Consider the following 23,024-nt stretch of genomic DNA (forward strand, 5'->3'; position numbering starts at 1 on the left):
TATCTTGATCCTGTTGCGCTCTCCACGCCCACGCTCGCGTTGGCGAACGCTGCACGCGAAGCGCTGCGGATTGGCGACATCATCCGTACCATGCTCGCCAACCTGATCGACCTGATGCGAGCCCACGACCCGGTCAAGGCGCGCTCGACCATCCGCATGGACGACGACATCGATCAGCTCTATGCCGCGGTAAAGACTTATCTGGCGCGCATCTCCCGCGAGCAGCTTGACGAGGCGGATAGCCGCCGCTGGACCGACATCATTACGTTGACGATCAACCTGGAGCATGCGGGGGATATCATCGAGCGCGTGGTGACCAACATTCTGGAGAAGAAGATTACGCACCGGCTCGCGTTTTCGCCCGAGGGTCTGGGCGAACTGGAGGACCTGCATTCACGCGTGATCCTGACCTTGCAACTCGGCCTGAGCGTATTTCTCAACAGTGACTTGCGCAGCGCCGAGCGCTTGCTGGCCGAGAAGGAACGGTTCCGCGATCTCGAGCGCAGTTATTCGTATGCGCACCTGGACCGGCTAGCCGGGCAGAGCGCGCGCAGCATTGAGACCAGTGCGTTGCATCTCGACATCATCAGCGACCTCAAGCGCCTCAACTCGCTGTTCTGCTCAACGGCCTACCCGGTGCTCGACGCAGCCGGCGCATTGCGCGACACACGGCTGCGCCGCCGTGTGCTGGACGCCACCTACGGTAACGATAGCGTCTAAAACGCTAGGCGAGAATCACTTGCGGCAGCTTCTTGCGCAGTGACAGTAACGCCGGACCTTCGGCGCCTTTCTTGTTGGTGATCAGGATATCCACGCGATTGATCGGGCAGAACGCGATCCTGCTGCACTGTCCGATCTTGCTGTAGTCGGCCAGGATTACTACCCGGTCGGCATGCGCGACCATGGCGCGAGCCACTTCGGTTTCAGCGTGATCGAAGTTGGTCGCACCATGCCGGTGATCGATGGCGACCGGCGAGAGCAAGGCCACGTCAGCGCGATACCTGAGGATTTCGGAGACCGTCGTGCCGCCCACTGTGGCGAATGCACGGTCGCTGATCGAGCCGCCGAGCAGGATGATCTCGTTGCTTGACTCGGTCTTTTCGCCGGTCGCCCGCATTTTCTGGGCGACGTCGATGGAGTTCGTGATGATGGTCAGGTTGGCCAGCTTCGCGAGTTCTTCGGCCAGGATGGCGGTGGTCGTGCCGGCATCGATGAACAAGGTTTGTCCACTGCTGACCAGCGCGGTGGCTGCCCGTGCAATGGCGTTCTTCGACTTGACGTGCGTATGGCTGCGCTCGGCGATCGGCGCTTCGTCAGCCGGGCGCGTCACGCCGCCATGTACCCGCCGCAATTCACCCAGTGCTTCCAGATCTACCAGATCTCGCCGGACCGTCTCGCGCGACACGCCGAGCTCGGCCATGATGCGCTCGGTCGACACGCGTTCAAGCGTAGCGAGCAGCGCGCGAATTCTCTGATGACGATCTTCCTGCCACATGCTGTATTCCTGAGCGTTGAAGTCGAATGGGTACTAGTGAAAACGATTAGAAGCTGCATGGCCGCCGATCGACTTCGGCAGCTTAAAGTCTTGTGAGCGGACTATGTGTCGCCCGTGTGTCGCCAATATTAATTGGCTGCTGAGCGCCGCGTGTTACTTCAGTTACTCAAAAATCCAGTGAAAGATTAACAAGAACTGGCGCTGCCAAGGTTGCATTTTTTTGGATACTTGCGAATTTGGGTATTTGATCTTAGTCTCTCCGTCACACTCGCGGATAGTTTCCTTCGGCCTTCCGCAGTGCTTGAAACGAGTCTTGGATTGCTGTCTTTTTCACCGTCGTCATCGTTCTTAAACATTTGGCCGCCAGAGTCGCGTGCGCGCCGAATGTGAGTGCGCATTAAAAAACAAGTTTCGGACTATGCAGCATGCACGCAGCACGCAACTTTCCAAAAACGTAAGCACGCAGGCAGAGGATGGAAACACCATGAATCAAGACGGGTTGCGAGTGACCTCCACATTTCGCCGCTTGGGCGGCCGGGCATCCATCACGGCCGCCATCGCCGCGCTGACCGCGGTGGCGGGGCAGGCCGTGGCGGCGCCGCCGGCGTCCCTTATCGCTGCTGCCAAGAAGGAAGGCCAGTTGACCACGATCGCGTTGCCGCACGACTGGTGCGGTTATGGCGCGCTGATCGAGGGCTTCAAGGCGAAGTACGGCATCACGGTGAACGAGCTGAATCCGGACGCTGGTTCGGGCGACGAAGTCGAAGCTATCAAGGCGAACAAGGGCAACACGGGACCGCAGGCGCCGGACGTGATCGACGTCGGTTTGTCGTTTGGACCGACGGCACAGGCCGCCGGCTTGCTGCAGCCTTACAAGGTGTCGACGTGGGCGTCGATTCCCGACTCGGCCAAGGAGAAGGATGGCTATTGGTACGGTGATTACTATGGCGTGCTGTCGTTTGAAGTGAACACCGACATGATCGACAAGGTCCCGGCTGACTGGGCCGATTTGCTCAAGCCCGACTACAAGAATGCGGTTGCACTCGCAGGTGACCCGCGCTCCGCTAACCAGGCCATTCAAGCTGTGTACGCGGCCGGGCTGTCGCAAAGCAAGGGCGATGCATCGAAGGCGGGCGCAGCAGGCCTGAGCTTCTTCAGCACGCTGAACAAGAACGGCAACTTCGTACCGGTGATCGGCAAGGCGGCATCGCTGGCGCAAGGCACCACGCCGATCGTCGTGCGCTGGGACTACAACGCGCTGGCCGATCGCGATACGCTGAAGGGCAATCCGAAGGTCGCGGTGGTCGTGCCGAAGACGGGCGTAGTGGCCGGCGTCTACGTGCAGGGCATCAGTGCTTACGCTCCGCACCCGAACGCCGCGAAGCTGTGGATGGAATACCTGTATTCGGACGAAGGCCAGATTGGCTGGCTCACCGGCTACTGCCATCCGATCCGCTTCAAGGACCTCGAAGCGAACAAGAAGATCCCGGCAGCGCTGCTCGCCAAGCTGCCGCCGCCGTCAGCCTACAAGAACGTGGTGTTCCCGACGCTCGACGAGCAAAACGCTTCGAAGGCGCTCATTACGAAGCAGTGGGATCAAGTGGTTGGCGCAAACGTGAAGTAACTGCTTGATTGGTACACGAGGTAACGTAGTGCACGGTTAGCCGGACTTCAGGTCCGGCTAACCTTCCGGCTCGCGCTTTGTACTTGGTCCTTTGTCCCATGCTCCCAGCGCGGCCTGTCAGTCAAGAGCGACATCATGAGCACTTCATCGAAGATCGCCACGCCCATGTCCGGACATGAGGGGCGCGAGGGACAGTCGAACCCGTCGCTCGGTCCCGGCATGAAGGCGGCGCGACGCGTGTCGCCCGCATGGAATTATCTCGGCGTCTTACCGTTTTTTGCGTTTGCCGTCTTGTTCCTGCTGTTGCCCACCGCGTGGCTGATGGTCGGCGCGTTCCAGGACCCGCAGGGCCATTTCACGCTGGAGAATTTCCGCCAGTTGCTGCAGCCCAGCGTGCTCGACGCGTACTGGATCAGCTTCAAGGTCAGCGCGGCATCGGCACTGGGCGGCGGCGTACTCGGACTCCTCCTGGCCTGGGCCGCCGTGCAGGGCAAGTTGCCTGTGTGGATTCGCCCGACCCTGATGACGTTCTCCGGCGTGGCGTCGAACTTCGCGGGCGTACCGCTCGCGTTTGCATTCATCTGCACGCTCGGGCGCGTCGGGCTCGTCACAGTGCTGCTGAAGAAGTACGTTGGCATTAACCTGTATTCCACGGGCTTCAGCATCCTGAGCTTCACGGGGCTGACGCTCACCTACCTGTACTTCCAGATTCCGCTGATGGTTCTCATCATCACACCCGCGCTCGACGGCCTGAAGCGCGAATGGCGTGAGGCCTGTGATTGTCTTGGCGGCAGTGCTTACCATTACTGGATGTTTGTCGCGTTGCCGGTGCTTTGGCCAAGCGTGCTCGGCGCCACGCTGCTGCTGTTCGCCAATGCGTTCGGCGCGGTGGCAACGGCGTATGCGCTCACCGGCAGTTCGCTCAATATCGTTCCGATCGTGCTGTATGCGCAGATTCGCGGCGACGTGCTGCACAACGAAAATCTCGGTTATGCGCTCGCGCTCGGCATGGTGCTGGTGACCGGCCTGTCTAACGGTGGTTATATCTGGTTGCGCTCACGCGCTGAAAGGGGCCGTCGATGAGCACCGTCACCACTGTCAATCCGGCACCGGACAACAAGGTCCGGGCCCAGACGCGCGCGGGCGCGTGGATCGCGATGGTCATCGGCGCGCTGTACTTCCTGGTGCCGCTGGCGGCGACCGTGGAGTTCAGCCTGAAGATGCGTCGCGATCAGTACAGCTTCGATGCCTACCGCGTGGTCCTCTCGGATCCGCATTTCCAGGCGTCGTTCGGCTACTCGATCATGATGGGCGTGTTCGCCATCGTGCTTGGGGTGCTGCTGGTTGTCCCGACTGCCTACTGGGTGCAGTTGCGCTTGCCGAAGCTGCGTCCGCTGATCGAGTTCATCACGCTGCTGCCGCTGGTGATACCGGCCATCGTGATCGTGTTCGGCTATCTGCATATCTACAACAGCAGTTCGTTCCTGCCACTCACCGGCAATGAACGCGCGACCGATTTCCTGCTGATCTGCGGGTACGTCACGCTGTGTTTGCCCTACATGTATCGCTCGGTCGACGCAGGTTTGCGCGCCGTCGATGTCCGCTCGCTGACCGAAGCCGCCGAATGCCTCGGGGCAAACTGGCCGACCATCCTCTTCAAGATCATTTTTCCGAATGTGCGCTCCGGGATCCTGTCGGGCGCGTTCCTGACATTCGCGGTGGTGATCGGTGAATTCACGCTGGCGAGCTTGCTCAACCGTCCGGCGTTCGGGCCGTATCTGCAGTTGATTGGCGCGAACCGGGCGTATGAACCGTCGGCGCTCGCGATCATCGCGTTTGCTATTACGTGGGCCTCGATGGGGCTTATTCAGGTCTTCGGCTCGGCGCGCGCGCTCGCCGGACAAAAAATTTAAAGGGCAGGCTTGTCATGGCACTTCTCGAGATCGAAAACCTTTCCAAGACGTTCGGCACGAACACTGTGCTGCATCAGTTCGATATGCAAATCGAGCGCGGTGAGTTCATTACCTTCCTCGGGCCGTCGGGTTGCGGCAAGACGACGGTGCTGCGAATGATTGCCGGCTTCGAAACGCCCACGCGCGGCACGATCAAGCTCGCCGGGCGCGACGTCACCCATGTGCGCACGCGGCAACGCAAGGTCGGCATGGTGTTCCAGTCGTACGCGCTGTTTCCGAACATGACGGTGGCGGACAACATCGGCTTCGGGCTGAAGGTGCTGGGGCGGCCGCAGGCAGAGATCAAAGGGCGCGTGAAGGAGATGCTCGAGCTGATCAAGCTGCCTCATCTTGCCGACCGGTATCCGTGGCAGATGTCTGGCGGTCAGCAGCAACGGGTGGCACTTGCGCGCGCGCTGGCTAACAAACCGCAGGTACTGCTGCTCGACGAACCGCTGTCCGCCCTCGATGCCAAGATCCGCGTCTCGTTGCGGGAGGACATTCGCAGCTTGCAACGCGAACTGGGCATTACTTCGATTTTCGTGACACACGATCAGGAAGAGGCGCTGTCGATTTCCGACCGTATCGTGGTGATGAACGAAGGGCGCGTGGAGCAGATCGGCACGCCGTCTGAGATCTATAACTTTCCGCGTACGCGTTTTGTGGCGTCGTTTGTCGGAACGTTGAACCTGCTGTCGGGGCAGGTGGTGGATCCGGCAAGCGGGAAGATCGTGGTCGACGGCCAGGAGTTGCGGACTTCGCACGCACTCAATTCCGGCGATGCCGGCAAGCAGCGGATGCTCGCGGTCCGGCCCGAGGCTATCGTGCTGGAAGCGCCGGCGAACGGTCGCAATACGCTTGCGGCTACCGTCGAGGAGGTCAATTTCCTCGGTGCAGTGGTGCGGATCAGGACACGCGTGGACCAGTCAGTGATTTCCCTCGACATATTCAACGACCCGAATCGGCGCTTGCCGGAACGCGGACAACCCGTGGCGCTCGGGTTCTCGCATGAGAATTTGCTGGTGCTGGAGGAGGGGGCTTGACCGGTTGGCATTGGTTAATAGCTGTTGCAAGGAAGGCCGCTTCGTCTCTCGCAAGCGGCTTTTTCTTTGAGTGAAGCCAGGACCCTGCCGTTTCGCCAGCGCTGCCACAGCGGCCATTTTTCCCCGGGCCGTCACCGTCCGATCACCCTTCCCAAAAGCGGCACAATCTACGCGTCCGTCTCAAAATGTTAAGGTAGTGTTCGGTTTATTTTGAGACGGACAGCAAAAGCGTGATTTTCACCACCCATCTGAAGGCTCTAGGCGTTTGCATCGCCGCATCGATTCTTGTTCTTGGCGCTTGTGCGCCGCTGCCTCCCAACGACAGCGCCAGCAGCGCGCAGCCCGCGTCAAGCGCCGCCCAAGTAGCCGCCGCCAAACCGCAACCCGCCCCGAGACGCTCAGCGCAGGTCGATGCCTCGGGCGCACCCGTCGCGCAACGCATAGAAGTCGGCGGTCCCAGCGGCTACCGGACCGAAGTCTCCATTACGCCACCCAAGCAGGTCTGCGATCTCGACGCCTTCGCCGACGGCGTGCAATATGGCTACGCCTACACGTGGAATCGCCTTGTGATGGAACAGGCGCGCGAAGGCGGCAAGACCGCCGGTGCGCCGCCACCCCAGTTCGATCCGTCAGCCATCCGTTTGCAGGACGAGCAGTACAAAATCGTGTGGAACGGCGACAAGCGGGTGAATGCGTGCGCGTCGGATGGTTATCTGATCGGGCGCATCGTGGGTACCCACAAGGCTTACACCGATCTCAAGAGCGCCGCGAGCTGATCTTGCCCCGCGTCGTTTAGTCGCATTTGTGGGCGTCGGCCACATAGGCTGACGCGCCCACGATATCGCCGTAAATCGTATATCCCGTGCCAAGCCCCGACGGTTCCGCGTCGATCAGCAACATGGTCTGGCCGTTAGCGCCGTGCACGGTGATCACGTCGCCGTCCGCGTTCGGCGAGTATTCGCCGATCTTCAGCGGTCGCAGAGCCCATTTCGCTTTCACGCAAGCCACAAACGGCAGCGCCTTGAGTTTCGATGTTCCCGAGCCGACTGGCACCGTCTTGATCAGCGAATCGTATTGGGTCACACAGGCGCTCAGGGCGAAGACGGCGACAGACAGGGCGAAGGTCAAAGCGGCGGCGAGGCGTTGCGTTTTCATACGGTAGAACCTTTTATCGATGATAAATGCCGCGCCCGAGGGCGTGCATCGGAGCCAAGATGCTAACCGCTCGCCCGATCAGGTGTGAAGAAAACGGCCCGAGCGGGCGCAAAACTGCTGCTGGACTCGTCCGAACGGCATAGACTCGCACACTTTTCTTAAGTCCCGTCAACCTACGCCGTTATACAGCCGTTGCTAACCGTAACGTTCTATTCAGGATTTTGAAATCTGAGTAAGCGCCGGATAGTCGCGAAACGGTCCCGGCATCTGCCGATCAGAACCAAGAACCAACAAAACGCCTACACGCCGCAAGGCCAGAAGGCGTTGGAGCAAGTCCGGTAATCCGCATGTCTCGCAGAAATAGTGTCAGTTCAGTCCCTTTGCCGGAATCGCTGCTTGGTTTGCCGAAAGCGTGGCGATTGCAGCGATTTACCGCGCCCGTTCTCGCGCTGGTCGTGTGCGCGTTGCTGCTGGTGGTGTTCCAGCATCTGTCGCACGCCGTCGACTATAAAACGGTCGTTCACGAATTGCGCGCGCTTCGCTTCGAGGCATGGGCCGGGGCGCTTGCCGCCACCGTGCTGAGTTACGTGGCGCTGGCTGGCCGCGACGCCGTCGGCCTGCGTTACCTCGACGTCAAAGTGCCCCGTTCCGTACTGTGGGTCGGGGCGACGGTTGCCTCCGCACTCGGCAACGCGACCGGTTTCGGCGCGCTGACCGGCGGCGCGGTGCGCTGCCGCGTATATGGCGTTGCAGGCGTCACGCCCGCGCAGGTCGGCCGCCTGACAGTATTCACGAGCGTCACGCTGGCGCTCGCGCTGGCATTGATGACAGCGATCGGCATGGTGTGCGCCGCCCATACCCTGGCCGCCATGCTGCATGTATCGCCGGATATCCTGCGAGTCATCGGCGGCGCGGTCCTGATCGGATTCGCGGCAATGATCGTGCTGTGCCGTGCCGCCCCCCGAACCCTGCAAACGCGCTGGCGCTGGCTTGCCGTCACCATTCCGGCGCGCCGCGACCTCGTTGCGCAACTCCTGCTCGCCGTCCTCGACGTAAGCGCCGCGGCGCTCGCGCTGTGGGCCGTGCTGCCGCACGCCCAGGTGGGCTTCGGCGAATTCCTCACGGTGTTTTCCGCAGCCATGCTGCTGGGCATGATCGGCCACACGCCTGGCGGTGTCGGCGTGTTCGAGGCTGCGATGGTGTTCGCGCTCGGCGGCAGCGTGAACACACCCGAGATGCTGGCTGCGCTGCTCGCCTATCGCGCGATCTATTTCGGCCTGCCCTTGATCGCCGCGACGTTCGTCCTGGCGGCTTTCGAAGGCCGGGCGCTCAAGGGGCGTTTCGCTTTCCTGAATCCATCGAATGTGTCGCAACTCGCGCCTGTGTTCCTGAGCGTGGTGACCTTCGTGGTCGGCGGCATGCTCGTGATTTCCGGTGCAACGCCCGCGTTCGGCAAACGGATTGCGGTGCTGCAAGCCGTATTGCCGTTGTGGGTGCTCGAAAGCTCGCAACTGCTGGGAAGCGTGCTGGGCGTCGTTCTGCTGTTCGTTGCGCGCGGTTTGCTGCGTCGTCTCGATGCCGCCTGGTGGCTCGCCATCGCGCTCGCGATGGCTAACCTGGCGCTGTCGATGGCGAAGGGGCTGGCGTTTGTCGAAACGGGCGTGCTCGCGGTGCTGATCACGTTATTGCTCGCCACCCGCGACCGCTTCAACCGGCGCTCGTCGCTGCTGGCTGAGCGGTTCACGGCGAGCTGGCTGATGTCGGTGGGGATCGTGATCGGGCTGGCGGTCTGGATCATGTTGTTCGCTTTTCGCGATGTCAATTACAGCCGCGACCTCTGGTGGCAATTTGCATTCGACGAACGCGCTCCGCGCGCGTTGCGCGCGACGCTCGCGGCGGGCTTGTCCGCTGCGCTGTTCGCCGTCTGGCAGTTGCTGCGTCCGGCGGCTGGCCGGTTCGAAAAACCCGCGCCGCAGGACTTGCTCGATGCCGCGCGCATTTTCCGCGCGCAGGAGCGCAGCGACGCCGGCCTCGCGATGATGGGCGACAAGAGTTTCCTGTTCTCGACTTCGCGCGAGGCGTTCCTGATGTACGCGAAACACGGTCGCACCTGGGCGGCGTTGCACGATCCGGTCGGGCCGCGCCGCGAATGGGCGGAGCTGATCCGCCGGTTCGTGGAAATGGCGCATGCGCACAACGGTCGCGCGGCGTTCTATCAGGTTCGCGCCGACGCGCTGCCGCTTTACCTCGATGCTGGTCTCACGCTGATGAAGCTTGGCGAGGAGGCGCATGTGGTGCTGGAGGATTTCGACCTGAAGGGATCGCATCGCGCCCATTTGCGATACGCGCTGAAGCGTGGCGAACGTGACGGCTTCGACGTGGAGGTCATCGATACCCACCGTGTGCCTGATGCCATGCCGATCCTGCGCGAGATTTCCAATGCGTGGCTCGGAAGCCGCGAGGCGCGGGAAAAGAGTTTCTCGGTCGCGGCCTTCACCGACGATTACCTCGCCGCGCAGTCGGTGTTGCTGGTGCGCCAGGAAGGCAAGCCGGTGGCGTTCGTCACTTTCATGACGACGGACCTGAATACCGAAGCCACGGTTGGCGTGATGCGGCATCAGCCTGACGCGTCGCCGTACGCGATGGAATATCTGTTCACGAAGCTCGCGCTGCATCTGAAGCAGGCCGGATTCCAGACCTTGAGCCTGGGCATTGCGCCTTTGTCCGGCATGCAGCCGACACCGCTTGCTTCGCCGTGGCATCGGCTGGCTGGGTTGGTCTGGCGGTTTGGCGGACGTTTCTATAATTTCCGGGGCTTGCGCGGTTTCAAGAGCAAGTTCCAGCCGCGTTGGGAACCGCGTTATCTCGCGGCATCCGGCTCGGTCGGCGTGTTTTTCACGCTCGCAGATCTCTCGTTGCTGGCGGGAGGCTGGCGTTCATGATTTTTTTCAAGAAGTTAGTCTTCGTTTCGTTGTTGTCGGTTTCAATGGCGCAAGCCGGCACCTTGCCGGGCGGCCGCTATGGCGACGTGACATTCACGAAACCCGCCGGCCCGATGCGCGGTTTTGTCGTGCTTTTTTCCGATAAAAACTGGACCCCTGCCGACACGCAAACCGCCGACGCATTGGCCAAAAATGGCGCGATGGTGGTTGGCGTGGACACGGCGCGCTACGCGGCGAAGTTGCCGGCGGAGAAAGAGACCTGCCACAACCTGGTTGGCGATGCCGAGTCGGTGAGCCATCAGCTTGAACGCGAAGTGCAATCAAGCCGTTATTTCGCGCCGATCCTGATGGGCACGGGCCAAGGCGGTGTGCTGGCTACCAAAATCCTGGCGCAGGCGCCGGACAATACGGTCGCGGGCGCACTTGCACTGAATCCCGATCCGCAACTGGACGCGCGTTTCAACCTGTGCCCGCCCGATCCGACCATCACGCATGCGAAGGGCCTGCCCGGTTTCTTCGATAAAACCACGCAGCCCGCCAGTGGCTCGCAGGCCGATGCGCTGCTCGCGCTCGCCACGCCGCATCTGAAGGTAGAGCAACTCCGCGACGAAGACGTGTCGGATTTGCCGCTCATAGAACTGCCCGCCGCGCACCCGACCAAGCTGCTTGCCATCGTGATTTCCGGCGATGGCGGCTGGCGCGATCTCGACAAAACCGTCGCGGAGTCGTTGCAGAAGGATGGGGTATCGGTGATCGGCATCGACAGCTTGCGTTATTTCTGGAGCGCGAAGACGCCCGAGCAGACGAGCCACGACCTCGCACGCGTGATCCAGGCTTACAGCGCGCGCTGGCACTCGGAGCACGTCGCGCTGATCGGCTATTCGTTCGGCGCGGACGTGATGCCCTTCGCCTATAACCGGCTGCCGGATTCGGTGCGCGCGAAGGTGTCGTTTGTATCGTTGATGGGTTTTTCGCCCGACGCCGATTTCCAGATTCGCGTCACCGGCTGGCTCGGCATGCCTGCCAGCAAGGATGCGTTTAAAGTGCGGCCCGAACTGGCGAAACTGCCGCCGTCGATTGTGCAGTGCATCTACGGAGCGGCCGAGGAAGATACGCTCTGTCCCGCGCTGACGCAGACAGGGATAGAAGTGGTGAAGACCACGGGCGATCACCACTTCGGCGGCGATTACAACGTGCTCGCACGACGCATCCTGACTAGCTGGCAGAAGCAGATCGAGAAGCAGATCGAGAAGCCGGTCGCCGCGCGGACCTGAGCCGCGCGGCGGTTGTCTTTGGTCTTGGTTACGGCTTACGCCGGTTGAAGCGGTCCGAGGAAATCGAGCTTTCCTACCGGTACGCCGAGGTGCCGGAGGATGTCGTAAGCCGTGACAATATGGAAATAGAAGTTCGCCAGTCCGAACTGGAACAAATATTCGGCGCCACTGAATTTCAGTTCAAAGCCCTTTTGCTTGATGGTCACGACACGCGTGTCGGACCCGTCAAACGTCGCGGCATCGATACTTTTCAAATACGCCGTCGTCTTCAGAATGCGCTCCCGCAGTTCCGCGAAGGTCGTTTCGGTGTCTTCGAAGCGGGGCGCGGCGACGCCCGACAAACGTTCCGCCGATGCCTTCGATGTATCGCTTGCGCGCTGGACTTGCGCCGCGAACGGCAGCATGTCGTCGTATAGCCGTGCGCTCGTGATGTCAGTGTCGCTCAAGCCCTTTTCTTTTGCGTGGGCGGCGGCTTTGTCGAGCAGGGAAGCGAGCACATCGAGGCTGCGGATGAAAACGGGAACAGTCGCGCAATACATTGAAACGGACATGGAGAGGCTCCTGATTTTGATCGGGCCACAAGCATACCGGGACGTCGCCCGTAGCGCTTTTTCCGCCGCTCGAGCGCCGCATTCTTACAGCACGTGCGTGCCATTTTTCACACTTTCGAAACGGCTGTCGCGCTCGCTGCCCAAGGCGAAAGTCGCCCGTCCGATACGTCGCTCATGAGAAACTGTGCATTCGAATTGCCGCTAAACACGGCTATCATTGACATTTAAACGGCCGGGATGCCCGTCATGAGCTCAGACGATATTACTCAAGAAATACAGCGCATCGACCGTGAGGTACTGCGCGAATTCATCGACCGGAAGTGGGATGACGAAATTCTCCCCGCGCTCACCGACTACATTGCGGTGCCCGCCAAAAGCCCGATGTTCGACCTCGATTGGGCTGGCAACGGATTCATCGAACGCGTCATTACGGACGCTGCGCAATGGGCTGAACGGCAACCTGTTCGTGGCCTGAAAGTGGAAATCATCCGCTTACCCAATCGAACGCCCGTGATCTTTTTCGAAGCCCCGGCAACGCGTTCGAACAGCAGCGACACTATTGTCCTCTACGGCCATCTCGACAAACAGCCTGAGTTCGACGGCTGGCGTCGTGATCTCGGTCCGTGGTCGCCCAAATACCAAGACGGCAAGCTCTACGGACGCGGCGGCGCGGACGACGGTTACGCCACGTACTCATCAATCAGCGCGATCGCCGCGCTGGATGCGCAGGGCGTCGAGCGGCCGCGCTGTGTTGGCATTATCGAAACGTGTGAAGAATCGGGCAGCTATGATTTGCTGCCGTACATCGATGCGCTGCGTGAGCGGCTTGGCAACGTCAGTCTCGTGATCTGCCTGGATTCCGGTGCGGGCAATTACGATCAGCTCTGGCTGACAACGTCGCTGCGCGGCCTGGTCGCGGGCGACCTGGAAGTGCAAGTGCTTGATGAAGGCATTCACTCGGGTACGAACGGCGGCATTGCGCCATCCACGTTTCGCATCATGCGCAGGCTGTTGGAACGGCTTGAAGATTCGAGCACGGGCAACCTGCTGCCGAAGGGTTTTCATTGCGATATCCCGTCACGCCGGTTGAGCGAAGCGGAAGCAACGGCCCGCATTCTCGGCGACGACGTATGGAAGAAACTCCCGTGGACCTGCGGCCAGAATGGCGGCACGGTGTTGCCCGTCACAACGGACCCGCGTGAAGCGCTGCTCGATTCCACCTGGCGGCCGTCGCTGGCGGTGACCGGGGCCGAAGGGCTGCCGTCGCTGATCAATGCCGGCAACGTGCTGCGCCCGCGTACCGCGTTCAAGTTGTCGTTGCGCCTGCCGCCGCTGGTCGAAGCCACGAAGGCCCTTGCGGAACTCAAGGCCATGCTCGAAGCCGATCCGCCCTACAACGCGAAGGTCACGTTCAAGCCCGAGCGCGGCGAAGCGACGGGCTGGAGCGCGCCCGACCTGTCGCCGTGGCTGGGTGAGGCGCTGAATGATGCGTCGCGCCGGCATTTCGGCGCGGATGTCGCGTTCCTCGGTCAGGGCGGTACCATTCCATTGATGAACACATTGCAAGAAGGCTTTCCGCGTTCGCAGTTCATGGTATGCGGTGTGCTGGGACCGAGGTCGAATGCGCACGGTCCGAACGAATTCCTGCATGTGCCTTTCGCGAAGAAACTCACGGCAACGGTGGCCGAGGTGATCGCGGCGACGCCTTGATGGCGGGTGGTCAACCCTGACTTCCAGACGGCGCGCAGCTTTTGCGCGCCGTTTTAGTTTAAACGGTAGGGTGATGAACCAACGCGCCGGCTAACCCGGCGCGCAGTTGTTGTTCTTAAATTGGAGACGCAGTCGCATGAGCACTGAAACCACGCGCGAATCGCGCATTGCACCGGACACCTTGCACGCGTTTGTCAGCGCGATATGGACCCACGCCGGCAGTACGCCGCGTGAAGCGCAACTGGTCGCGGATCATCTGGTGATGGCGAATTTGTCGGGACACGATTCGCACGGCGTCGGCATGATTCCGCGCTATATGGCGTCGCTCGCGGACAACGAATTGCAGCTCAATACGCACGCTGAAGTTGTTCGCGATGTCGGCGCGGTGCTGAGTATCGATGGTCGCAAGGGTTTCGGCCAGGTCGTGGCGTTTGAAGCGATGGAGCACGGCATCGAGCGGGCGAAGAAGCTCGGCGTATGCGCCGTCGGCTTGCGCAATGCGCATCACATTGGCCGTATCGGGCATTGGGCGGAACAGTGTGCGGCGGCCGGTCTTGTGTCGTTTCACTTCGTCAATGTGGCGGGTGATCCGCTGGTTGCGCCGTTTGGCGGTATCGACCGGCGCTTTGGCACGAACCCGTTCTGCGCCGCGTTTCCGCGCGAAGGCAACACGCCGCTCGTGCTCGACTTTGCGACGGCGGGGATTGCTTACGGCAAGACGCGCGTGGCCTACAACAAGGGCGTGAAGGTCGCGCCGGGTTACCTGATCGACCACGCGGGCGTGCCGACTATCGAACCGAAAGTCATGCACGAAGCACCGTTCGGTTCGCTCACGGCGATGGGTGCGCACAAAGGATATGGCCTCGCCGCGATGTGCGAGATTTTCGGCGGCGCGCTGTCGGGCGGATTCACGACGCACGCAGACACGTTGGGGACGACGAACGCGATCATCAATTGCATGACATCGGTGATCGTCGATCCGAATGCCTTCGATGCCCCCAACGCGCAGGCCGAAGCCGATGCGTTTGTCGAGTGGGTGAAGGCGTCGCCGTTGGCGGCGGGTACCGACAAAATCATGGTGCCGGGCGAGCCGGAACAGGCACGGCGGGCCGATCTCAACGCGAACGGCATTCCCATTGATCCCACCACGTGGCAGCAAATCCGCGCCGCCGCCGTGCAATCGGGCATGCCGACGGGCCAGATCGAGGAGTTTGTGCACGCGTTGAAGTGAGGCTGGGGCGCGGGCAGGCGTCTTTAAAACAGCGCGCGGGCGAGGCTTGAACCCCGTCCGCGCAGCTTGAACATACCTGCTAGCCGTCAGAGCATCTGGATTAGCTTGTCTGCAGCATCTCGTTGCTGATCCAGTCGGTCACCGACGTCCGCTTCGGTTCCCAATCCAGCAGTTCCCGCGCGTGTTTGCCACGCACCCGGCTATTCGATCCCAGTCCATACGATGCCATTTCGTAGCCCCATTCTTTCTTGGCTTCTTCAAGCGGCCAGTCTTGCGGCGCGCCGAGGCCGAGTACCTTAGCCATTGCCGTCGTCATATCGCGGAAAGCCGCTTCGCCGCTTTCGACGAAATAGAACGTACCGGCCGGCGATTTTTCAAGCGCACGCGCGTAGAGATCGGCGACATCGTCGATATGCACGTTCGACCAGATATTGCGGCCCGGCCCCACGTGTCGCACGATGCCGCTCTTTTTCGCCTGAGCCAGCAAACGCGGCAACTGCACGCTTTTCGCGTTTGCCATGGCGCCGTGGCCGTAGATCAGCGTGTTGCACAACACGGAAGCGCGCACGCCGCGTTTGGCGGCGCCGAGCACGAGGTTGTCGATGGCAACGCGCGCGGCTTTATCGGCGGTCGGTTCGGGCAGTTTGTCTTCGTAATAGATCATGTCCGTTCCTTCACCACCGGACGCATCGCCGACAATGCTCGAGCCGCTCGTGTGCAGCAGCGGTTTGTTCGAGCCTTCGAGCCCTTCGATCAATGCCTCGACTGCACCGCGATGGTCACTGCTGGCGGCATTGATGACGCCATCGGCTGCTTTTGCCTGCGCGATCAGCAATTCCCGGTCATCCAGGCTGCCGATGACGGGTTCAATGCCCAATGCCTTGAGTTCGTCCGCTTGTTCCGGGCGACGGATGAGTCCGCTGACCTGATGGCCGTCGCGAACCAGACGCGCTGCAATCGAGCCGCCGATAAAACCACCTGCGCCAGTTACAAAAATCTTCATGTCCGTTCTCCAAGTAAGTCATATGAATTGAATCGATGCATGCAGTATCCGCGTCTTCGACTTTCGCAAAAACAGTGTTAGTCTCAAATCAATCTTGATTCAAAATCAACAATGGATAAATGAAAACGACGACTGAAGAACTGCTGGCGTTCGTGACCGTGATCGACAGCGGCTCGATCACGGCAGCCGCCGAAGCATTGCAGCAAACCGTTTCGGGCGTTAGCCGGGCGTTGACGCGGCTCGAGCACAAGCTTGACGCCACGTTGGTGCGGCGGACGACGCGCCGCTTGCAACTCACCGACGAAGGCGAGCTCTTCCTCGTGCGCGCCCGCGCCATCCTCGCCGCGATGGAAGATGCCGAGGAGTCGATCGCCCGGCAACGTGAGCGGCCGGCGGGGCGGCTGCGGGTCGATGCGGCGTCACCTTTCGTGCTGCATTGCATCGTGCCGCATGTCCAGGCGTTTGCCGCGGCGTATCCGGAGATCGTGTTGGAGCTGAGCAGCAATGAGCGGATTGTCGACTTGATGGAGCAACGTGTGGATATCGCGATCCGGATTGGCGCATTGCAGGATTCCACGCTGCACGCGCGTTCGCTTGGAAGCAGCCGGTTGCGCATCCTGGCAAGTCCAGGGTATCTGGCGGAACGCGGGGAGCCGCGCACGGTGGCTGAATTGCGGCGGCATCGGCTGATTGGTTTTACAGCACCCGATAGCCTGAACGACTGGCCTTTAATCGATGACGACACCGAGAATCGCGACGCGGGCGGGCGTTTTCGGATCGTGCCGGACATTGCGGCATCGAGTGGCGAGACCATGCGGCAACTTGCGCTGGCCGGCGGCGGGATCGTGTCTCTCGCTGCGTACATGACTAACGCCGACGTAACCAACGGACGCCTGCAAACCGTGATGGACCCCGTTTTGCTCGATGTCCGGCAACCAATCAGTGCAGTGTTCTACCAGAGCGCATCAATGGCGGGACGGGCGAAAGCCTTCCTCGATTTCATCGCAGGACGGTTGGTGCTTTGAAGCACGCGACGTATGCTGCCGGCTTGCCTTCTCCTTTTTCCTCTCCCCGTTCGTGAACATCCATATGCCGATTGAACTGATCAACGCGCCAGACCTGCCGGTTCCCGCAGGCCACTATAGCCACGCCACCCGCGCCGGTAATCTCGTCTGTGTGTCCGGACAATTGCCGATGCGTCCCGACGGCACGCATACCGGTGACTTGCCATTCGAACAACAGGCCCAGCAGGCGCTGGACAACGCCAGCACGGTGCTGGCGGCGGCCGGCGCGGGGTTGAAGGACGTGATCGAAGTGACGGTTTACCTGGTTGGCGTGGATCACTGGAAGACCTTCAACGAGATCTACGCGCGTCATTTCGGTGACTGGAAACCCGCACGGGCAGTCGTTCCTGTGGGCGCACTGCATTATGGTTATCTGCTGGAAATCGCCGCGCGGGCCTGGGTGGAACCGGCTTGAGTGGTTGGTCGAGTGTCGTCGACGTGATGGTCTGGCTCAACGGCATCGCTGCAACCGGCCCAACTCTGCGTGTCCGCAATAGCTGCTTTGCCTGAGATGGTGACAGATTCGGATCGGGGTGAGCGCACAGTCGTTCGAATCCCGTTGGTGTAAAGCGGCGGCGCTTCTATCATGGCGAGGTCGCGTCCTTCGCGTCCTTACAGGTGACGTCATGATTCAACTCGTGCTGTTTCTGCTGGGTGTGGACTATTTGCGCCGCCGATGGCTCACGCTGGCCGTGGCAGGGGGCATCTGGCTGGTGATCGGGGTATCGGTGTTTATCGACGCGCTCGACGGCGTCCTGTATTTTCCTATCCACGTCTTCGCCTGGCTGCTGCTCATCGAAGGTCTTGCGACCCTCGCCGTTGCCCGTATTGGCGTGGGCGGCCAGCGCACGCTGCGTTACGTGAAAGGCGGCGCGTTCACGCTCGCCGCGCTGCTGATCATGGCGGGCAATCATCACGGCAACTTCGTTCTGTCGATGATCTTCGGCACGCTTTTTCTCGCCGATGGCTTGCTGCAGAGCGTGTCGGCCATCGTGGTGCGTTACAGCCGATGGAGGATCGTGCTGGGGTTGGCCATTGTCGAAATCCTGCTCGCGGTATTTTTCTTCGAACCGTATCCCACGCATTATGTTGGCACCGCGCCTTACGCGATCGGGCTTGGACTCGCGTTCGGCGGCTGGAACATGCTGTGGATCGGGTTTCGCGTGCGCCGCATGGAAACCCTGCCGCCTGAAAGCGAGAAGGCGCTGTCGCTCTCCGATGACGTCATCGCCGATCCCACCCTCGCTGAAAAGTCCGCCACGGTCAAAGACGCTGCCGGCGCAGTAGCGACCGAAGCCGACAGCCCGTTCGAATGGGACGGACCTCCCGCCGCCGATGAAAAAGCGCTCACCGTGCATGTGTGGACGCCGGTCGGCTCCGCGCGGGCGCAGGCCAACCGGCGCCTGATCGTGGACCGGTACATTGCTGCCGTCGATGCCAACGGCGTCATCTCGACGGGCCACGCGGCGCTTGAGTCACCCGAGGGCATTTACATCAGCCTGTATCCGGGCGTGGAAATCGATCGTTCGCCGGATGAGTTCGGGCGCCTCTTGCGCGCGACTCGCGAGAACAACGTGCCGGGCACATTCCAGCCGGACTACGCGACGGAATCGAAGGCATGGTGCGAATCCACGACCCGTGTGCGTATTCGCAATTACCGGCCGGACCGGCTGCAGGCGTTCTGGGATAAATATCGGCAGGATCCGACTTATAACCTCACGTACCGAAATTGTTCGAGCACGGTTTCCAAGGCACTGGAGGCGGCGCTCGAAGGGTCGGTGGGCACCTTTCATGGCCGCGATACTGGTTGGCGCGCGTTCCTGCGCCTGATCGTCACACCGGAGTTATGGGTCGCCGCGCAGATCCGCAAGCGCGCGGCCACCATGGCCTGGACGCCCGGCCTGACACTCGACTATGCGCGGGCGCTGAGCATGCTGGCCGATCCCCGGCCGTTTGGCTATCTCAAGATGGCGCGGCTCGCGGTGCGCAAGATGCTGCGCTCGCGGCGTGAATGGCGGCAGGAAGCGTCCGATGCCGCCGACGCCCGCGCAAGCCGGATAGACGGCTCGCGGGTGTCGTAGTGGGTGCGCGGCCCGGGCGTTCGCGGTCGAGGCATGTGCGATTCAAACGCTCGCAGCCCGGATGTTTGCGTAGTTCAGGCGAGATCGAGCGTAGCCGTCATGTCCCCTAGCGGCGCTTCACCGTTTGCCGCGAATGCCCGGTCGCGCGCGACAACACCGTCAAGTGGCGCCAGGTCGTGGACGCGTGTGATGAAGCGCAGGATGGAGTTGGTGTCGTAGACCGTATGGTCGACGACTCCTTTCTTCGCGAACGGCGCAATCACCAGGGCCGGAATGCGCGACCCCGGTCCCCATCGATCCCCTTTGGGCGGCGGCACGTGATCCCACCAGCCGCCGTTCTCGTCGTGCGTGATGATCACGACCGTGCTTTCCCATTGCGGCCCGCGCTGGATTCTCTCGACTATGTTGGCGAGATGCCTGTCACCCGATTCGACGTCGGCGTAACCCGCATGCATGTTCAGATTACCTTGCGGTTTATAGAAGGTCACAGCCGGCAGGCGCCCCGCGTCAATATCCGCAATGAGTTTGTTCGTCGACGGATCGTCGCCCAGACCAGCGTCGCGCAGATGTTGCGTGCGAGCCTGCGTGCCAGGAGCGAAGCTGCGGAAATAATTGAACGGTTGATGGTGATACTGGAAATCGGGGACCATGCCGGTGTCGCGATGCGTGAGCGCATAGTCCCAGCCGCCGCTATACCAAGCCCAGTCCACGCCTTTGTCGGATAACCGGTCGCCGATGGTGGCGTAAGTCTGCGCCGGCAGCACGCGATAGTTCGATGGGTCCGCCAGCGCCGGATCACCGCCTTCCGCCGGGCGCACGTTGCTCGGCTGATACGGCGGCGCCATGGTGTTAACGGCGTAGCCGTCGGCTGTGAGTGCGCCGTCGTTGACGAAGGACGGAGGGCCGTCCAGAGCCGATGCCGGCGAATCAGGCGCGAGTTTCAGCCGCGTCCCAAGCGGATCGTCCCCGTCCACAACGGACAGGAGCTTTTTCGCCGGGCCGTTCTGTGCGTCCGGATAAAACGGGGCTTGCGCCGCAATCAGATAAATATGATTGAGCCAGGACCCACCGAACGCGGCCATGAAGAAGTTGTCGCACAGCACGTTTCGCCGGGCGATGTTCCAAAGCTTCAGCGATTGCGCTGAATTGCGGTAATGCCCCATGACCAGGCCGCCGGAATCGCCCCATGCGGCGAACTGGTTATTGCGGCCCGCGTTGATCTGCATCTGGTTCTGATAGAAACGGTGCACCAGGTCGCGCGTGATTACGCCGTTAGGCAGTGGCCGTCCTTCTGCGTCGACAAGATGGAACGGTCCGTTCGGCACGCCGTCAATCTGTTTCTCCGAAATCATGTAGCGTTTGCCGTCCACTTCCTGCGCTTGCGGCACGAGGCCGCCCCATATTTTCGGCAGAACAGGCATGGGCGTGCGACCGTCGCGGTCTAGCTGCATGTAGCGCGACGCAGGCACGGCTTCCAGCGGATATTGCACGCCGGGATAGTCAACCCAGAGGTTGCTGAAGCTGCGATTTTCCGCGTAGATCACGACAATATGACGGACCCGCGCTTGCAGCGTTCGGTCGAGCGCGATGTCAGCGGCCGTCTTGGGAGTAGCCGGGCGTGAGTCAAAGAGATTGCAGCCGCTGAGCGACAATCCGGTCAGGCCAGCCAGGCCGACCCCAGCCGCAAGCAGGCGACGGCGCACGGGGTCTTGAGGTAGGTCGGACGCGGGTGATTCGTCGCGGGGATCGTCAGTGTGACTCATCGCAGCTCCTGGATGTCTGGCGGCTCATCAATGTGCTCATTGATGTACTTATCAACGCGCTTATTGATGTGGCTAAATAATGTGCTTATTGACGTGGCTAAACAATGTGACTCAATTTTGCCGCGGACTATTTTGAATCAAATCCACGAATCAAAGCATTGAACCAAACCCGCGGATCAACGCAATGCACGAGCACAAGATGCGACCGGGTCGCTATGGCGAAGCGCGCCTGTGTGTTGTGCCTGCGGGTTATTGCCGTGGGTTACTTAAGCCCCTTCCGTCTACCTGAATCTTGCCCCAAACCGCTTGCTTCCCGATAGCTGACCGAACGGCCTATGCGCCCAAAAACAGCTCGGCCAGACCCATATGCCGTTCGGTCGACTGGAAAGCGTCACGCTTGGCGACTACTATCGTTCGAACTGCCCGGGAATCAACTGAGTACCAGTTTCACACCAACAATCACCAGGGTGGCGGCCAGCACGTTGCGCAGCAGCACCTCCGGCGCCCGGGAGGAAAGCATGCTGCCCAGCACGATCCCTGGCAGCGAACCCACGAGCAGGGACAGCAACAGGTCCCAGTTGACGGAACCAAGCAGCCAGTGGCCGGTTCCCGCAATTAGCGTAAGCGGAACCGCATGTGCAATATCCGAGCCGACTATCCGCGCGGTCGGCAAACGCGGGTAGAGCAGCAACAGCACGGTCACACCAATGGCGCCTGCGCCGACCGAGGTGATAGAGACGAGCACGCCCAGGATCGCGCCGGTGAGCACGGTCCAGGCCACGGTGCGGGCTTCACGGCTCGCTGCCCCTGGCTTGCCGCTGGCTTCGCGAGCCATGCCGGTCTTGTAGGCGAGGCGCGCAAGCTGCGGACGGAACACGAGCGAGACGGCGGTAACCAGCAGCGCGTAGCCAAGTACGAGCTGGATCACCCGGGCTGCGGCGGGTGTGTTTAATCCGTACCGGTTGAGCAGGAGCAGGGTGATTGCCGCCGCAGGGATGCTTCCCGCCGCGAGCCGGCCAGTGATACGCCAGTCCACGGAACCCTTGATGCCGTGGACCAGCGTGCCGGCTGTCTTGGTCGCGGCCGCGTAGAGCAAGTCTGTGCCGACCGCGGTGGCCGGGTGGATGCCGAACAGGAGCACGAGCAGTGGCGTCATCAGCGAGCCGCCGCCTACGCCAGTCAGGCCCACGAGGAAGCCAACGGCCAGGCCGGATGCTGAATACAGTAAATCGATGTGAGGAAAAGACATGCGGCGGGGAGAACCGGTTGGATGAGCGTCGGTCGAAAAACGGTCGATGATAGCGGCTCCGCGTTGCGCTTGCCTCCGAACCGCAAAAATTTGATTCGCAGGCTCCGGTCGTACAATCGGCCGGGTGTCCAGGCAACTCTTTCAGGAAGGTGTAATGGAAACGAAGGAACAACAGCAAGCAAAGCAGGCGCTCAGCGACCGACAGGCCAGTGATATCGCTCGCGAAGCTGCCCATGGCCCCGCTCACGACGACATGCCCGACCCGATCCGCAGTACGGCCGGCGTTCTTGAGGTTCCTCCGTCGACGCCCGTCGCAAACACGGACGGCGCGTTTATCGCAACTGAACATACGAATTACGCGAACGAGCGTCAGTTTGTGCTCAAGGCCGGCAATACCTTCGTGGTCAACGACGCGAATGGCGACATCCGCGGTAATGACGACGGTCTTTTCGTGAACGACACCCGCGTGTTGTCGCAGTTGCGCCTGACCTTCGGCGGACGCTCGCCGTCGCTGCTGTCAGGCAGCGTGTCGAGTGACAACGCCGTGTTTACCGCGCATTTGACCAACCGGCCGCTGCCGCTCATTGGCGGGGCGAGCACGCCCGAAGGTGTGATCCACGTCGAGCGCCGCCGGGTGTTGTCGCGGCACGTGCTGCACGAAGCCATTGTGTTGACCAACTACGGCACGGAACCGGCCACGGTGCCACTTTCGATCAACTTCGCCGCCGACTTCCACGACATGTTCGAGGTGCGCGGCTCTACGCGCCCGAAACGCGGAACCATGCGCGAGCCGTGCATCGAAGATGGCGAGGTTGTGTTGCGCTATACGGGTCTGGACGAAGTCGAGCGGACCGCGCGCATCCAGTTTTCGCCTGCGCCGCATTCAC

General features: G+C 61.4%; 20 protein-coding genes. 14 read left to right on the plus strand and 6 right to left on the minus strand.

What is annotated here, in order from left to right; translation table 11 throughout:
- Positions 1-720 (plus strand): PhoU domain-containing protein (locus JWR14_RS02635; protein WP_299700825.1); only part of this gene is annotated, 720 nt, incomplete at its 5' end.
- Positions 721-724: 4 nt separating this feature from the next.
- Here the strand turns inward: JWR14_RS02635 and JWR14_RS02640 are convergent.
- Entirely contained in the window at positions 725-1,495 is a 771-nt protein-coding gene (locus JWR14_RS02640) for a DeoR/GlpR family DNA-binding transcription regulator (protein ID WP_277038182.1), read from the minus strand.
- Between the two features lie 484 nt (positions 1,496-1,979).
- On the opposite strand from JWR14_RS02640, the gene JWR14_RS02645 reads away from it, so the two are divergent.
- From JWR14_RS02645 to JWR14_RS02665, 5 genes are all read left to right on the plus strand, one after another.
- On the plus strand, positions 1,980-3,119 hold the full coding sequence (locus JWR14_RS02645; RefSeq protein ID WP_299700832.1) for an ABC transporter substrate-binding protein: 1,140 nt from the start codon (positions 1,980-1,982) through the stop codon (positions 3,117-3,119).
- Between the two features lie 219 nt (positions 3,120-3,338).
- Positions 3,339-4,202: an ABC transporter permease subunit gene (locus tag JWR14_RS02650; protein WP_231937196.1), complete on the plus strand. Its 864-nt coding sequence runs from the start codon at positions 3,339-3,341 to the stop codon at positions 4,200-4,202.
- On the plus strand, positions 4,199-5,032 hold the full coding sequence (locus JWR14_RS02655; RefSeq protein WP_299700835.1) for an ABC transporter permease: 834 nt from the start codon (positions 4,199-4,201) through the stop codon (positions 5,030-5,032). Before JWR14_RS02650 ends, JWR14_RS02655 begins: the two co-directional genes overlap by 4 nt.
- A gap of 14 nt (positions 5,033-5,046) precedes the next feature.
- Positions 5,047-6,114, plus strand: a complete 1,068-nt coding sequence (locus JWR14_RS02660) for an ABC transporter ATP-binding protein (RefSeq protein ID WP_299700838.1) — start codon at positions 5,047-5,049, stop codon at positions 6,112-6,114.
- 230 nt (positions 6,115-6,344) lie between these two features.
- A complete protein-coding gene (locus JWR14_RS02665) occupies positions 6,345-6,890 on the plus strand; it encodes a hypothetical protein (protein ID WP_299700841.1) in 546 nt (181 codons plus the stop codon).
- 16 nt (positions 6,891-6,906) lie between these two features.
- Here JWR14_RS02665 and JWR14_RS02670 read toward each other — a convergent pair whose 3' ends face one another.
- Complete coding sequence (locus JWR14_RS02670; protein WP_299700844.1) at positions 6,907-7,269, minus strand: hypothetical protein; 363 nt, start codon at positions 7,267-7,269, stop codon at positions 6,907-6,909.
- A 347-nt stretch (positions 7,270-7,616) separates the two neighbouring features.
- Between JWR14_RS02670 and mprF the strand changes: the two genes are divergently transcribed.
- On the plus strand, positions 7,617-10,211 hold the full coding sequence (gene mprF / locus JWR14_RS02675; protein ID WP_299700847.1) for a bifunctional lysylphosphatidylglycerol flippase/synthetase MprF: 2,595 nt from the start codon (positions 7,617-7,619) through the stop codon (positions 10,209-10,211).
- 44 nt (positions 10,212-10,255) lie between these two features.
- Complete coding sequence (locus JWR14_RS02680; protein WP_299700882.1) at positions 10,256-11,485, plus strand: AcvB/VirJ family lysyl-phosphatidylglycerol hydrolase; 1,230 nt, start codon at positions 10,256-10,258, stop codon at positions 11,483-11,485.
- Positions 11,486-11,520: 35 nt separating this feature from the next.
- Here the strand turns inward: JWR14_RS02680 and JWR14_RS02685 are convergent, their stop codons facing one another.
- Positions 11,521-12,036 (minus strand): DUF1993 family protein, encoded by a 516-nt coding sequence (locus JWR14_RS02685; protein ID WP_299700850.1) that lies wholly within the window; start codon positions 12,034-12,036, stop codon positions 11,521-11,523.
- Positions 12,037-12,282: 246 nt separating this feature from the next.
- Here JWR14_RS02685 and JWR14_RS02690 point away from each other — a divergent pair, with 246 nt between their 5' ends.
- The gene (locus JWR14_RS02690) at positions 12,283-13,746 is read left to right on the plus strand and encodes a M20 family metallopeptidase (protein WP_299700853.1); all 1,464 of its coding nucleotides are present in this window, start codon (positions 12,283-12,285) and stop codon (positions 13,744-13,746) included.
- Between the two features lie 136 nt (positions 13,747-13,882).
- Complete coding sequence (locus JWR14_RS02695) at positions 13,883-14,977, plus strand: malate/lactate/ureidoglycolate dehydrogenase (protein WP_299700856.1); 1,095 nt, start codon at positions 13,883-13,885, stop codon at positions 14,975-14,977.
- Between the two features lie 100 nt (positions 14,978-15,077).
- Here JWR14_RS02695 and JWR14_RS02700 read toward each other — a convergent pair whose 3' ends face one another.
- Positions 15,078-15,980 (minus strand): NAD-dependent epimerase/dehydratase family protein, encoded by a 903-nt coding sequence (locus JWR14_RS02700; RefSeq protein ID WP_299700858.1) that lies wholly within the window; start codon positions 15,978-15,980, stop codon positions 15,078-15,080.
- Between the two features lie 119 nt (positions 15,981-16,099).
- Here JWR14_RS02700 and JWR14_RS02705 point away from each other — a divergent pair, with 119 nt between their 5' ends.
- The 3 genes from JWR14_RS02705 to JWR14_RS02715 all read left to right on the plus strand — a co-directional run bounded on the left by JWR14_RS02705 (position 16,100) and on the right by JWR14_RS02715 (position 19,125).
- Positions 16,100-17,005 carry a LysR family transcriptional regulator gene (locus JWR14_RS02705; RefSeq protein WP_299700861.1) on the plus strand — a complete coding sequence of 302 codons (906 nt, stop codon included), beginning with the start codon at positions 16,100-16,102 and terminating at the stop codon, positions 17,003-17,005.
- A 64-nt stretch (positions 17,006-17,069) separates the two neighbouring features.
- Entirely contained in the window at positions 17,070-17,459 is a 390-nt protein-coding gene (locus tag JWR14_RS02710; RefSeq protein WP_299700864.1) for a RidA family protein, read from the plus strand.
- A 211-nt stretch (positions 17,460-17,670) separates the two neighbouring features.
- Positions 17,671-19,125, plus strand: a complete 1,455-nt coding sequence (locus tag JWR14_RS02715; RefSeq protein WP_299700866.1) for a DUF308 domain-containing protein — start codon at positions 17,671-17,673, stop codon at positions 19,123-19,125.
- 74 nt (positions 19,126-19,199) lie between these two features.
- Here the strand turns inward: JWR14_RS02715 and JWR14_RS02720 are convergent, their stop codons facing one another.
- Together JWR14_RS02720 and JWR14_RS02725 are read right to left on the minus strand one after the other, a co-directional pair.
- Positions 19,200-20,888: an acid phosphatase gene (locus tag JWR14_RS02720; protein WP_299700869.1), complete on the minus strand. Its 1,689-nt coding sequence runs from the start codon at positions 20,886-20,888 to the stop codon at positions 19,200-19,202.
- 430 nt (positions 20,889-21,318) lie between these two features.
- Positions 21,319-22,137: a sulfite exporter TauE/SafE family protein gene (locus JWR14_RS02725; protein WP_299700872.1), complete on the minus strand. Its 819-nt coding sequence runs from the start codon at positions 22,135-22,137 to the stop codon at positions 21,319-21,321.
- 154 nt (positions 22,138-22,291) lie between these two features.
- Here JWR14_RS02725 and JWR14_RS02730 point away from each other — a divergent pair.
- On the plus strand, positions 22,292-23,024 hold a 733-nt coding region (locus JWR14_RS02730), incomplete at its 3' end, for a glycogen debranching N-terminal domain-containing protein (protein ID WP_299700875.1).

Origin of the sequence: Caballeronia sp., from assembly GCF_028292365.1 — a bacterium.
Taxonomy (GTDB): Bacteria; Pseudomonadota; Gammaproteobacteria; order Burkholderiales; family Burkholderiaceae; genus Caballeronia.